The sequence below is a fragment of the Candidatus Nitrotoga sp. M5 genome (assembly GCF_927904885.1).
In the GTDB taxonomy this organism is placed as follows: Bacteria; Pseudomonadota; Gammaproteobacteria; order Burkholderiales; family Gallionellaceae; genus Nitrotoga.
In genome coordinates, this window is the sequence record NZ_CAKMNW010000024.1 from 1 (window position 1) to 12,671 (window position 12,671).

Here is a 12,671-nt window from a genome sequence, read left to right on the forward strand (position 1 = left end):
CAGTCACTTCGATCAAATCGGGTAACTGTCAGATGATGTCGCGATTACTACAAATTATGCTGCTACTTGTGACAATCAACGTTATTTCTTCAACCGAATGTTTACTAAAAAATAAATAAGGCCAGAAAAAAAACTGGCCTTATTGTTTCGCTATTTTGCGACTGTTTCAAGAACTTAATGCATCAATAACAGCCTCGTACGCTAATTGCCTGAATTATTAGATCAGTTAGAATTAACTATCCAGATCTAAATTTGATCCAGTAGGCTTATAACTGCTACCCGCATGACCAGAGGATTCATAACCATCCCGTGAGCAATCTACTCTTTATGAACTCTACTGACCTATTTTGAAGTGTCCTAATGTTTAGACTTGTCACGTTGTTCAGACTTGCCATGCTCTGAAGTCATAGTTGGGTACATCTTATCTGTTCTCCCATGTCCAGTGTAGTCAGGACCGACAGACCCTCCTTTTGATGAATCAGGCCACAGATAATTACTCAATGCTGCTCTTTCAGACTCAAGTGAACCGCCACCCTCTGAATCGGCATGGGCAGACATAGCAGCTAATGCAAAACATGAAACTATTGCGAGATTAAGAATATTTTTTTTCATGACATTCTCCTTAAAATGCATCGTGTAAAATCAAGTTAAGATCAGCTCAGCATTGTTTCAAACTGACCTTTGTCGAGTCAAATTAGACTTATGACCAAACTTTGATGCGTCTAGGTACTGTCTGTACGGTATGCCACACAACATCGAAGCAAGCACATTGGACTATTAGCCATCAGTCGAAGACGCATCCTTTTAATCACTAACCCTACTGACCTATTTTGAAGTGTCCTAATGTTTAGACTTGTCACGTTGTTCAGACTTGCCATGCTCTGAAGTCATAGTTGGGTACATCTTATCTGTTCTCCCATGTCCAGTGTAGTCAGGACCGACAGACCCTCCTTTTGATGAATCAGGCCACAGATAATTACTCAATGCTGCTCTTTCAGACTCAAGTGAACCGCCACCCTCTGAATCGGCATGGGCAGACATAGCAGCTAATGCAAAACATGAAACTATTGCGAGATTAAGAATATTTTTTTTCATGACATTCTCCTTAAAATGCATCGTGTAAAATCAAGTTAAGATCAGCTCAGCATTGTTTCAAACTGACCTTTATCGAGTCTAATCAGACTTATGACTAAACTCTGATTGACACATTAATGAAGACAACAGGCATTAGTCTGTGCGGTACCGCACATAATGGCGAAATATTATTATTCGCCTACATCAACGATCTAAATGCCGCGTAAAAGTCACTCTCGGAGCGTGGCTTTACAGTGATCTCAGTGCAACTGAGTTATCACCCGAAAAGTTGATATTGCTAAGTGATACCGAGTACGAAGACGAAGAAATAGTAACGTTCCTGGAAGTGGTCGAAACGGATAACGATGTGCAAGTGTTTAGGTGGGATTGACCGGATTCAAGGTCAATATTATTTCGAGGGACATTGTCGTGTAAGAGTGTTGCGTCAACTGGACCAGCATGCTTTAAAAATTTGAATGTAATTTATAATTAATTATCTATCGCTTTAATTGTATTTTTTAATCATAATTTTGGACTACTTTTCTGCAAAGAGAGGTCAGGTTTTCGCTAGCTTAATTTATTTGAGATGATTTCCTCTAACCGAATTTTTCGCTTAATCAAATCTTGTTGTATCTGTTCCGCCAAATCGCCCAAGGGGTCGCTACCTTTCAACTCTGCTCTTTCAATTGTGATTTTTAATTTATAAATATCAGATCGTTTTTTTTCATACAACTCTTCCTGAATTTCATCCATACGGCGCTGTAACTGTCCACTACGACGAATAACTTTCAACATTCGTAATTCCACACCCAGATCAGGAATTAACTCACGATCCTCTGGATCATCGGTCTCACGCATCCCGGGATCCTGGATGAACTCCTGCACCAGATTTTCAATGGCCTGCTGATCACCGCGCTCGTAGGCAAGGTTCACCTTTATCATAAATTCGTGGCGGCGCACTCGCTCTGGCTCCGTGGATGCGCGATCGGGGTGCATCATCATGGCGGCGCGCCGGAATGCCTGTTTGAGTTGCGGCGTAATAACCAGTGGCGGGGGAGGCTGAGCCTCTATTAAACCCGCTTCTTCAGCAGACTTTCTAGCCTGATCCTGCGCGGCTTGTGCATGGGCTTGAGCATCCGCATCACCGGGTGATAGCCCCGCCTGTTCGTTAGCAATTTGCGCGTCAAGCTCATCTAACTGAGCGTAGAATCGCCCGACAATTTCATAATAGCGGCGCTGGAACTGTGCTATTTCTGTCTTGGCTGTTTCCAATTCCAATTCAGCCGAAACAACCTGCTCTGCTAACTTAACCTGCTCACTCACCAGGCGGGCAATCTCCTGTTCTAAAGTGAGCTTCATTCTGTTGTTTTCCAACTGAGCGTAAATTCGTTCAGTTTCGCCCACGCGGTGGGGTCGATTTTCTCTCTACTACTAACCCCAAGTTCCTTCAATTGATCCAAGGCTCTGGCTTCACCTTGTTGTCCAGCCTTGCGATACCATGACACCGCTAGCTGGTCATCCTGTGTTACACCTCGGCCTTTGCTGCACATGAATCCAAAATTGAATTGTGCTTCCGCAAGCCCCTGCTCTGCGGCTTTACCGTACCAAGATGCCGCTTGCTGATCGTCCTGTGTAACGCCCTGGCCATTGTCGTACATAATGCCTAGGGTGTATTGAGCTTGCATATCGCCCTGCTCTGCAGCCTTTAGAAACCAATACACAGCTTGCTGATCGTCTTGGACAACTCCCAGCCCGTTGTTGTACAAATACCCCAGATTTAATTGAGCCGTAGCATGCTTCTGTTCTGCAGCTTTGTTATACCAGGACGCGGCCTGCTCGTTACTTTGTGTAACGCCTTGACCTTTTTCATACAAGAATCCTAGACAGAATTGTGACTCCGCATGACCCTGACCAGCAGCTTTTTCATACCAGAATGCAGCTTGCTCATAATCCTGGTGCGCCCCTGAGCCTTTGCTAAACGTGTTTCCTACTGCATATTGTGCTCTTACATGTCCCTGCTTGGCAGCTTTTAGATACCAAAACGTGGCCTGCTGATAATCCTGATTGACGCCCTGGCCATTTTTGTACATAACAGCTAATGCGAATTGTGCTCGCGCATACCCCTGCTCTGCAGCCTTCATATACCAAAATTTAGCTGGTTCATGATCGTGCGTTTCCAATTGGCCGCTGTTGAACATGGCTGCCAAATAGAATTGTGCTCGCGCAAGGCCCTGCTCTGCGGCTCTACGATACCAAAACGAAGCTAGTTCGTAGTTCTGCTTGATGCCTTGACCATTCTCGTACATATATCCAAAAATTTGTTGCGCCCATGCATTTCCTAGGTCTGCACTCATCTGATACCAATGCACAGCCTGTTCATAGTCCAGTGCAACGCCTTGCCCGTTGTAATACATGGCACCTAGTGCATACTGTGCACGCGTATGTCCTTGTTCTGCAGCCTTGAGATACCATAACATTGCTTGCTGATAATCTTGTATAACGCCCTGTCCGTTGTAATACATGGCCCCAAGATTGTATTGCGCTTGCTCTAGTCCTCTGTCTGCCGACTTCTGATACCAATGGAGTGCTTGCTCGTAGTCTGCCTCGACTACCTCACCGAGCCAATATAACCTACCCAAGTCATGCCATATTTCAGGGTCATCTTGATTTTGGTTTGCTATACACCAGTCGAAAGCCAGCCTTGTGTAATGCTGAGCATGTTCATTGTGAACCGGGAAACTCCGTCCACCCTTGTGGAGAAGCGATAATGGAAAATATGCTTTGCCATATTGGCTATCCGCCAACCGTTGGAAGGCATCTAAGGCATCTTTCAAATCGTCGAGATCATTACGTGTCCAAGCTATACCAAAGCCTGTTTTATCACCAAGTTCAATAATATAGTTATAGGTGTCTCGAGCATGGCGATAAATCGCGTCATAGTCTTCATCTAACGATGGATCTTTACTACTCATAACTGCAGCCATTCCTCGCATAACAAGGCTGCTACCTTGCCCTGTATGCGCGATAACTTCCCGCGAGATTGCTTTGGCTGGAAGCTTTTTTTGTTCGGTCATAAGTATTTACTCACCTATATGTATGCTTTTAATTCGTGAACTGATTATCTTCAAATTATCGCTATGTGTTATGTATGGCTGGGGTTAAAAAAATATAGTAAAACATTAGTCCTGTTTTTTCATCATATCTCGCTCGATCTGTATCAAGTTTCTTTACTTCCACTGCATGTTACGCGAGGATGAAATAATGCATGGGCACCTCTAAAAATTCAATTTTGCGTGCAGTCGTTTCGCAGCTTGCCTGCTTAGCCCGTTACTACGCAAGATAATGCTCGACAATAAAACTGATCACGGCATATGACTGATATTTAATCGATAAATATTTTTTGAGCCACGCAATATTGCGACGAAAATTGGATTTTTAGAGGTACCCTTCATAGTGTGCAACCGAAAATCAAACTAATTAAACTTGGAAAAACTTATGTGAACTCAAATTAAGCGGAGAGCAAACGCTTCACTTTCGCAAATGAAAGCAAGCCACGCAAGCATTGTTCATTCTTATTGTTGGTTTCCATAACAGGAATATGCGTCACATCACTACTTTCAGTAAACACTTTGAGTACTTCGGCTACGGTTGCGTTCTCGATATCCTTAAGGGTTGCTACGTGCCAATCACTTATCTTCTGCATGATATTTTTAACCAATATATCTGGACGTGAAACACTTGCAAATTGCATATACTGCAAAGGCTTTTCCCCTGAAATATCATAGGCCGTGATCATCCCTACCACTGTACACATTTTCCCATCAATCACAAAAGCACAACGCACACCGGTGTGTTTCATGTGGTCTAACGCCGCATCAATTGTAGAGTTTTCTGATACTGTCACCGACGAATGCCAGTGAAAATCTGTCATCACCAACAATGCAGGGTCATTTTCAATAACGTGCCAAGACTCAACACCAGGAATAGGAAGGCTTGTGGCGTGAACGGGTTTTAATTTTAGAGCGGATGGCATAAGTAATTGTCCTTAAATTGTATTAAGTGAAATGATAGTTGTGATTGTATCGGAGTTGAAAATATTTTCTAAGTTGGTATTTTGCCAGTCTTTGCTTGGCTATCCAAATACTGTGCTTAACTAGACATCGCATAGCATACAGACAAAGACATTTTATTTGGAGTAAGCAGCAAAGCGCGCTGCTCACTAAATTGCTATTTTAGATTCTTCAGAGTGCAGCTGTTTCAGCACGAATGAGTTTGAATTATTCTTTATTCAGATATTGTTTAGCGAAAACGTCTGATTTTTAGATGATAATCTCAAATTTTTCATGCGTCAGCTCTAGAAAATTGTCAAAATTTTGTTTCATGTTGTGAATGACTATAAGTTCATAATATAGAGTCCTGACGTTCAACTTCTCCGACGCTACGCTTATATCGTACCGCCATTCATTTTACTCATCGATAAATCCTTTGGACTTCATTTCTTTATCAGTCAGACATTCACGGATTGTCAGAGTAACAGTTAGAACAATTGTTACAGCCACTCCCGCAGTAATAGATAATTTCAAAAATACATCACTGGATATTATCTGAAACCAAAGCTGAACTAGCGCTAGTAATGCCCAAACTACAGCGATAGAAAGACAAGTAATTATCCCAAGTTTCATGCGTCCCTTTCCATAATTACCACGTATGCCTCACGCTTCCAGAGAAGAAGCATTCTCCGTATATCTTTTTCCATAGTAACAACTTGCCACCCTTGGCTTGCATTCATGTTTAAGAAATCAGTGAATTTAACAGGATCGACTTTAGATGAACCGAGAACCAATGAACCCAACATACCTTCTTGGTAAATTACAACTTTGTATTGTTTCATCGAACCCCCTACTGTAATTGATAAATCTTGTTGGAATGAATTTGACGGGGAGCGTCTCCACGACAGAAATCGTGAGTATCATGCTCCAGTTGTTTGCACACCACGCTTGCACAAAAATCTTAGGCGTTAGCAGTGCTGCCTATTGAGGCATCTGACAATGGGATTTTCTCTCGAACCAGTAAGCAATATTGCCTGCGACAACTATTGAGCCAGAGACGATGACCGAAGCTGCTGTGACCGCACTGGCGACCAATATCAGTGCAATGCATTCCTGATTTCTGCATTGATGAATGGCAGCTATTTGCACTTCTTGAAGCTCCATGTGATTTGCGACAACTTGGCATTCAGAATCAAATACTTGCGTGCTTCTTGGAACGTACACGCAGGCTTCCAACAATACGATCAGTGTCAAGACGGCAAACATCAAAGTGGTATTTTTCGATAAGGAGAGCCGCTTCTGGTACCTGACGCTCGAATTCACTAGCACTGCGACTCTATCACGCAACGTCTGGGTGGAATGCAGAGGCCGCATTTTCACCGCCTGATTTTAAGGCTTTGCCCGTCTCGCACACTAATGGTTTGCCTCTAAACCACTCTTCAGCCGCGTTTACGTTTGCGAGCGCTGCGAGTACGGCGGAAGACAACTCGTACTTACCTACGTGCAGGTTATTTTTTTGGAACGCTTCGTTAGCGCCGGCCACTATTACTTCGCATTGGAGTAATAGGTTGAGGTTCTGAGGTATCTCGGGAGCCAATTCTTCACACGCCTTTACAGACAAAGAATGCGCTTTTCGACAGACCGATGGCCTGATAGCGTAAATGGAACAAAGGCCAGCCTCAAGGAAGGCACAATCGCTTCTCCCAGATGTAGTCAAGTTTGCCTTGTGTGCCGCCACAAGCTTCAGCTTTTCAATGAGCTTAACTTTCTCATCCTGAGGAAGGTCCTGAACGTGCCGGGCGATTTGGATCGCTTCTGGATCAGAGACTTCAACTTTGACGCTGCAGCAGAATGAACAGCCAGCCTTGCATTCAGGTGTCAAAGCTAAACTTTGCGGTTCACTTGTGACAGCGTCAATACTTGAGTTTAGTGACTTCAAAAAGACGATCGCTTGCCAAGCGTTCGTGCACTTCTGTATGGAAGAAGTAGCACGAACCGAGACGGCCTTTATAGATTCGCGAATACGCGATTGTTCTTCTTGACTGAGCATACGCCTCCAGTGGTCGATGGGACCTTAATGCAATACTCAAAACAATTCATACAGAGCACGTCTATAAACCTGATCTTCGTCTCAATACCGCGTTACTCGAAAAGAGTATCACTCATATATCAGATATATGCTGCGTTCAATTTTTTACTTGCGCCCTATCTTGCATGTCAACGGGGTAAGCAGGCAAACTGCGAAGCGGCTCTTCGCAAAATTGAATTTTTAGAGGCGCCCCGCATTCGCTTCGGCAATCACACTGCCCAAGTGATGAGTGCTAAATTCATTTATTCATGACTTACCGATATTCAATCTCAGCATCAGCGTCAACGGATGCAACGGCGACGACTGAAAGCCGTAGTGCTCGTAGAATTCCTTGGCGTGGTTGTGAAGTGCATGCACCAACAGAGCTCGGACACCGGAATTTTGAGAAACCATTACAGCCCGGTTGACGGCGTCTTGCAGTAGAGATGCGCCAAGCTTAATGCCTTGAACGTGGTAGTCAACTGCGAGCCGAGCCAGAACCATCACCGGAACGGGATCTGGCATGTTCCGATGCGCAGAACTGGTTGACATCTGGTGCGTTACAGCCCCCGCAGTCATGGCATAGTAGCCGTAAACACGATTATCCTGATCCGCCACTACGAACGTGCGGCTGGCTCCGCTCAGTTGGTTGGCCATTGCGCGGCGTTTGAACCACTCGTCGAGAATGCCTTGGCCACACTCAAATCGATCCAGAATGTGGGTGGTCGCGAGTGGCTGCGGTGCGTTTAGTTGCAAACTCATGATTTGATTTCGGTCCAAGGAGACGCCACGTCCATGAGGCGCTCAAGCCCTGGATTATGGCTGGGTGGTGCGTCGAGCATTGCTGAATACTGCTGAAACTTGTCGGAATTCAGGCTGAAAAAAACTTGGTCAAGTATTACCGCCTGCGCGGCTGAGCAGGCAGCTTCGAGCATGAAATCCGAACGGTTCTTGCCTAGCAGAGTTGCAGCTTGATCAATTAAATCTCGTTGCTCGGGCAATGCCCGAAGGTTGATGGCGGCGTCGCGCATGGAACTCTCCTCTTAATGCATACACAATAGATACGCAAACAATAGCCGTGCGTATATCTATTGTCAATACGTTAATTGACCTCATCTCGGATTTAATGCTTCCAATACCGCCGTGCCAAGGGTGGACACAGGCAGCTAATCGACATGGTGGGCAAAAAATCATTTTTATCACGAATTTGGTGTTCCCAGAATCGCCATTGCCAGATAGTCAATTCGCGATGTCTCAGTATCCGCTTGGGCACAAAACCGTGCCCACCTTACTTGGTTTCATATAAATTCGCTTACCTACCAGGCTTTATCACTTCATAATTTTTACAATGGGTCATAAATAACCCGGAAGTGGGTCAATCCCTCTCATTCCTTTGTCACAGGCGTTTCCAGCCAATTAACTGCCTGCAATATTTATTTTACTGGGTGCAATATGCCCCACCACTCACTTTTCATTAAAAATATAATATTATTAATCAATATGTTGATGAATATTATGTGTCTGGCACGCTATATGCATGAAATAAATGTAGTGCGGCACAAAAGTGCAGTCAGCGTTTCTGACTCTAGAAAGCGCGCAATGTGGAGAAAGAAAAATCAGACTCAGATAGCACGGAGTTGCGTAACTTTTAAAGGTACTGCCCCTTTTTCCACATTATTTCTCCTAGTACAACGGAGGGTAGGTAGGATAGATGAAATCTAAATACGCATTAGCACTAACAGCAATATTAATAATGTTTTATTCACAATCCACATTGGCTCAATATGATAACTGTAGATGGGATGGTACCTCACCAGTTTGCAACGGAAGTTGTGGAGCCAAGGAAACAGAAATTACCAGAAGCTCAACGGCACCTGGTGGCGGTGGGCCACCTGCTTACTATGGACCAAAGTTTGGTGCAGCATGTGCGACCGGATCGAAGGCATTGTGTTGTCCGAGTGCGGTGAAGTGTCGCTGGGACGGCACGGCCCCGTTCTGCGATGGCTCATGCAAGAGTCACGAAAAAAAGTCTACACCGCCAGCTGGATCATCGGGTGGCAAAGCTTGCGCCACGGGTTCCAAAGTTTACTGTTGTAGTTCGGTTTCAAGCGGTGAGTCAGGCTTGTCGAATTCAGACACGACGTTGAAACACCGCCCGGCGATTTTCTCGCGCAAAGAAGGTCACCTTGATGTGATCGGGATCGGAATGGATGACCGATATTTCATCTCGTCTTGGAACGCTAAGACGTGGTCTGCTTGGGCTCCAATCGGCACTGGTGAGTACAGGTCCGGTCCAGTGATCGGACGTTCAGTCAATCGGCTGCGGAATAATGATCAGTTTTCGGTTTTCGGGCGAGGCAAAGATGATCGTTTCTACGAACTGCACTGGAATGGCCAGTCATGGTCTAGAGAAGTCATAGAAGATGGTACATTCACCAGCGGACCAGCCTATGCTGACGGTACACGACCAACTCTTTTTGGCGTTGGGAAGGATAAACGAATCTATAACTCTGAGCGCAATTCAGGGAAATGGAGAAAATGGACACCCATAGGTGTCGGGACATTTAGTTCGTCGCCGAGCTCAATTAAATTCAGTGCCGACCAAGTGAATGTATTTGCACGCGGCGAAGACCGTGCCATCTACACCAGTTCACGCAAAGGCAATGATGCGTGGAGTGCATGGTCCAAAATCGGCAATGGAACATTTCTGTCTGCGCCAACTGTCGTCCGTATGGCACCATCTCGTCTCGACTTATTTGCCGTCGGTGATGACCGAAAGTTGTGGCAGAACACCTGGACGTCTAAGGGCTGGGAAGGCTGGTTTCGTATGGATAATAAATCGCTTCTGGACTCAGCTCCCAGCGCTATTTCGACCGCAAGTAACCGAATTGATGTGATTGCCGTCGGTATGGATCAGGAGGTGTATCACAATGCCTGGCTTGGAGATCACTGGACTGGATTCATGCAGGATCTTCCTTCAGGAAAGTTTAAATAGGTTTAGGTGAAGCTGAGTAAGGTGGGCACGGTTTTGTGCCCACGCAGTCTGCTTGGTTGAAATGAATGTAATCGACATGGCGGGCAAAATATTTTTCATCACGAATTTGGTTTTCACAGACTCGCTGTAGGCAGATAGTCGATTCACGACGTCTCAAAATCCGCGTGGGCACAAAACCGTGCCCACCTTACTTGCTTGATTCGCCACGAAAGCGGCTTTCACGTGCACACTGGTGACACAATTAGCTGGCTTCTCGATGCGCCGCTTGGCGGTGTAATAACCCGAGCGGCTTGTTTGTAATGTTCGACATGCTTGGCTGATGGCCATCTGTTGCCATTGCTTGATGAGGTTGTAGGTCATCTCAGTTCGCGGGAAAAGAAGGCCGATGCTTTTTTATAATTCCCGGTATTGTCCAATCCTGCGGCTCACCGCTGTGCGACCTAGGCTCATGTTTTTAACCACTTGCGAGATACTCAGCCCTTGATCAACTACCATGCGTGCAACTTCTAATTTAAATGCGGCTTCGTAATGCTTGCGGAGCGTACTCATTGCGATTCCTCTCTAGCTGCTTAATAATCCTATCGAGGTGTGCGTTTCTATAAGACCACTACAAATGTCACTGGCTTCTTAAACGCGTTGAGCTTGTATCGGTAATCCATAATCCTGCTTATATGAGAAATCGTTGAGAGGGTCCGTTTCTACTGCTTCACCTCAAACAGCGTCCATCCCTGGCTATTCATACTATTGTCTGTGTTTGGGTCATACTGAACGTTTTCCGTACTAAAATACTCGGCATTGCTACCGACCCAGTAGTTCCCAGGCTGCGTCTCGACTTGAAACATTTCGCCGGTCGACGCGTTGGTAATTACAGACTGTCCGCTGAGCATATTCACTTCTTTCGCCTGGCCCGAGCTCACCATATTGCTCCGCTTCAAGAACCCAGAATGGCTGATGTCCAAAATATCGCTATTAATCTGCGCCACAGACGAACTTGTTTTGCCACGTTCCGCAATGGCGTTCATACGGTTGATATGTTGAATCTGGATTTGCCTCATTTGCCCATCCCAATGCTCTTTGCTCGCACGTATACTCTCAAGTAACCTATTGTTCGTGGCAATTTGCCAGCGCGGATTCAATTCAGTCATTGCACCCGCATGCAAGTAAGCGTCTTTAGCATTTTCAAATTCAGATTCTGGAGCAAAAAGCTCACCCGATAAAACCCACCATCTGACATAGTCATATTTCTCAAGAGTAGTCATCACCAGTACCGTACAGGCCTTGAATCCATTGGCTCCTTTCCAGTCCGCACCAATGACGATGAAACTACGCTTATTCATTCCTTGAGGCAGACCCATAGAATAAAGATCCCAAAAATCCTGAATTTTAGGAAGTTGATAACTATCCGTCATATCAAATCCTTTTTCTTTCATGTAAGGGCCAAACCGTTGATTCAGAAACTGCTCAATGTGCATCGGAGGAGCCATTTGCGCTCCGCTCGACTGAGCGATCTGCCTTGAAAACGGATCATTGGAATACGTAAATTGCGCAGACATATTTTCATACGCCATTATTTTCCCGGGGCCGGTCATTGAGAGCTGATCATTAGGATTCGAATCAATTTTCCAGCCTTCTGGATACGGAGCTGTAAACATGACCATTCCTCCCATTGAAGGATCTTTGAATTCAAGCATTATCAGTCCCTCACGCTTTTGATTTTGCGCAATATTTTCTCTGCGTTCCGGTTGCTTGGAGGTCGTTTTTGCGGAGGGCGTCTCTGCGGCAGGCGTTTGAACGTAATTGGTAAACCCAAACCTTCCTAAACCAAACGCAGCAATACCGAGTCGGCCTTTGCCAACATTGTCGTTCTCTATAGTGCTGATAGTCCTCCCATTGGCTACAACCGTGAGTTCCCGACCTTTTTCGTTCAGCTCCAATCGCACCGAATCATCGTCCCCCATTTCTATCGAAGTCGACGACGAAAGACCAAATCCACTGTCGTCCCTTTTGTATATGCCAATCTCTCCGCTCGAGCTCGCTACGACTAAATAATAGAATTTGGGCGACTCTCTGTATCCATAAAGCAATCCTGCTCTAGCATCTGAGCCCATCTCAGCTGTCTTGACATCGACACTGACAGATCGTCTGCCGCCATTTTCATCACCGGATTCAGTGAAAAAATATCGAATGGCATTCGGATCGTCCGCCTCGTTCGTCAGCGAATAAACGCCCTTATCCATCGAGCCTGACCATCCATCGACTGAGCCCATAAACACAATGTCTGCAAGCGGACCCATTCCTGCGGATTCGGACTTATTTCCGCAAGCAGCGAAAAAACAAAGGACTACGATTCCAGTCAATAGACGGACGAGGTTTTTGCTCGTGGGGAAAGCGACTATCCCAACTTTGAAAGAATTGATATTAAGCATAATCCATTATGCTCTCGAGAGAGCCTCAATAAGGGTGAATTCAAGTTCTAAGTGCAACA

Annotated in this window: 14 protein-coding genes; 1 reads left to right on the plus strand and 13 read right to left on the minus strand. The window is 45.3% G+C overall.

The genetic code is table 11. The features are described from left to right. Window positions 1-357 precede the first annotated feature (357 nt). The 10 genes from MJ770_RS07270 to MJ770_RS07315 all read right to left on the minus strand — a co-directional run bounded on the left by MJ770_RS07270 (window position 358) and on the right by MJ770_RS07315 (window position 8,222). Entirely contained in the window at window positions 358-612 is a 255-nt protein-coding gene (locus MJ770_RS07270) for a hypothetical protein (RefSeq protein WP_239250950.1), read from the minus strand. A 228-nt stretch (window positions 613-840) separates the two neighbouring features. Continuing rightward, complete coding sequence (locus MJ770_RS07275; protein WP_239250950.1) at window positions 841-1,095, minus strand: hypothetical protein; 255 nt, start codon at window positions 1,093-1,095, stop codon at window positions 841-843. Window positions 1,096-1,641: 546 nt separating this feature from the next. Next, on the minus strand, window positions 1,642-2,433 hold the full coding sequence (locus MJ770_RS07280; RefSeq protein ID WP_239250951.1) for a J domain-containing protein: 792 nt from the start codon (window positions 2,431-2,433) through the stop codon (window positions 1,642-1,644). Further along, a complete protein-coding gene (locus tag MJ770_RS07285; protein ID WP_239250952.1) occupies window positions 2,430-4,148 on the minus strand; it encodes an SEL1-like repeat protein in 1,719 nt (572 codons plus the stop codon). Before MJ770_RS07285 ends, MJ770_RS07280 begins: the two co-directional genes overlap by 4 nt. A gap of 434 nt (window positions 4,149-4,582) precedes the next feature. Then, window positions 4,583-5,107: a CBS domain-containing protein gene (locus MJ770_RS07290; RefSeq protein ID WP_239250953.1), complete on the minus strand. Its 525-nt coding sequence runs from the start codon at window positions 5,105-5,107 to the stop codon at window positions 4,583-4,585. Between the two features lie 433 nt (window positions 5,108-5,540). Continuing rightward, window positions 5,541-5,756, minus strand: a complete 216-nt coding sequence (locus tag MJ770_RS07295) for a hypothetical protein (protein WP_239250954.1) — start codon at window positions 5,754-5,756, stop codon at window positions 5,541-5,543. Then, window positions 5,753-5,965: a DUF4177 domain-containing protein gene (locus MJ770_RS07300; protein WP_239250955.1), complete on the minus strand. Its 213-nt coding sequence runs from the start codon at window positions 5,963-5,965 to the stop codon at window positions 5,753-5,755. The genes MJ770_RS07295 and MJ770_RS07300 overlap by 4 nt, the downstream gene beginning before the upstream one ends. A 497-nt stretch (window positions 5,966-6,462) precedes the next feature. Beyond that, window positions 6,463-7,173 (minus strand): YkgJ family cysteine cluster protein, encoded by a 711-nt coding sequence (locus MJ770_RS07305; protein ID WP_239250956.1) that lies wholly within the window; start codon window positions 7,171-7,173, stop codon window positions 6,463-6,465. Between the two features lie 285 nt (window positions 7,174-7,458). Continuing rightward, window positions 7,459-7,953, minus strand: coding sequence for a GNAT family N-acetyltransferase (locus MJ770_RS07310; RefSeq protein ID WP_239250957.1), 495 nt, complete (start codon window positions 7,951-7,953; stop codon window positions 7,459-7,461). Next, window positions 7,950-8,222, minus strand: coding sequence for a type II toxin-antitoxin system TacA family antitoxin (locus MJ770_RS07315; protein WP_239250958.1), 273 nt, complete (start codon window positions 8,220-8,222; stop codon window positions 7,950-7,952). Before MJ770_RS07315 ends, MJ770_RS07310 begins: the two co-directional genes overlap by 4 nt. 722 nt (window positions 8,223-8,944) lie before the next feature. Here MJ770_RS07315 and MJ770_RS07320 point away from each other — a divergent pair. After that, window positions 8,945-10,186 (plus strand): hypothetical protein, encoded by a 1,242-nt coding sequence (locus MJ770_RS07320; protein ID WP_239250959.1) that lies wholly within the window; start codon window positions 8,945-8,947, stop codon window positions 10,184-10,186. A 153-nt stretch (window positions 10,187-10,339) separates the two neighbouring features. On the opposite strand, the gene MJ770_RS07325 is transcribed toward MJ770_RS07320, so the two are convergent. The 3 genes from MJ770_RS07325 to MJ770_RS07335 form a co-directional block, all read right to left on the minus strand. Continuing rightward, window positions 10,340-10,546 (minus strand): hypothetical protein, encoded by a 207-nt coding sequence (locus MJ770_RS07325; RefSeq protein WP_239250960.1) that lies wholly within the window; start codon window positions 10,544-10,546, stop codon window positions 10,340-10,342. A gap of 33 nt (window positions 10,547-10,579) precedes the next feature. Continuing rightward, on the minus strand, window positions 10,580-10,735 hold the full coding sequence (locus MJ770_RS07330) for a hypothetical protein (RefSeq protein ID WP_239250961.1): 156 nt from the start codon (window positions 10,733-10,735) through the stop codon (window positions 10,580-10,582). A gap of 149 nt (window positions 10,736-10,884) precedes the next feature. Next, window positions 10,885-12,612 carry a hypothetical protein gene (locus MJ770_RS07335; protein ID WP_239250962.1) on the minus strand — a complete coding sequence of 576 codons (1,728 nt, stop codon included), beginning with the start codon at window positions 12,610-12,612 and terminating at the stop codon, window positions 10,885-10,887. Window positions 12,613-12,671: the final 59 nt, after the last annotated feature.

Coding starts and splice junctions, on each gene's coding strand:
- MJ770_RS07295 (WP_239250954.1), bottom strand. CDS start 5,756: ATGAAACTTGGGATAATTACTTGTCTTTCTATCGCTGTAGTTTGGGCA.
- MJ770_RS07310 (WP_239250957.1), bottom strand. CDS start 7,953: ATGAGTTTGCAACTAAACGCACCGCAGCCACTCGCGACCACCCACATT.
- MJ770_RS07305 (WP_239250956.1), bottom strand. CDS start 7,173: ATGCTCAGTCAAGAAGAACAATCGCGTATTCGCGAATCTATAAAGGCC.
- MJ770_RS07280 (WP_239250951.1), bottom strand. CDS start 2,433: ATGAAGCTCACTTTAGAACAGGAGATTGCCCGCCTGGTGAGTGAGCAG.
- MJ770_RS07335 (WP_239250962.1), bottom strand. CDS start 12,612: ATGCTTAATATCAATTCTTTCAAAGTTGGGATAGTCGCTTTCCCCACG.
- MJ770_RS07330 (WP_239250961.1), bottom strand. CDS start 10,735: ATGAGTACGCTCCGCAAGCATTACGAAGCCGCATTTAAATTAGAAGTT.
- MJ770_RS07285 (WP_239250952.1), bottom strand. CDS start 4,148: ATGACCGAACAAAAAAAGCTTCCAGCCAAAGCAATCTCGCGGGAAGTT.
- MJ770_RS07325 (WP_239250960.1), bottom strand. CDS start 10,546: ATGACCTACAACCTCATCAAGCAATGGCAACAGATGGCCATCAGCCAA.
- MJ770_RS07290 (WP_239250953.1), bottom strand. CDS start 5,107: ATGCCATCCGCTCTAAAATTAAAACCCGTTCACGCCACAAGCCTTCCT.
- MJ770_RS07315 (WP_239250958.1), bottom strand. CDS start 8,222: ATGCGCGACGCCGCCATCAACCTTCGGGCATTGCCCGAGCAACGAGAT.
- MJ770_RS07275 (WP_239250950.1), bottom strand. CDS start 1,095: ATGAAAAAAAATATTCTTAATCTCGCAATAGTTTCATGTTTTGCATTA.
- MJ770_RS07300 (WP_239250955.1), bottom strand. CDS start 5,965: ATGAAACAATACAAAGTTGTAATTTACCAAGAAGGTATGTTGGGTTCA.
- MJ770_RS07320 (WP_239250959.1), top strand. CDS start 8,945: ATGTTTTATTCACAATCCACATTGGCTCAATATGATAACTGTAGATGG.
- MJ770_RS07270 (WP_239250950.1), bottom strand. CDS start 612: ATGAAAAAAAATATTCTTAATCTCGCAATAGTTTCATGTTTTGCATTA.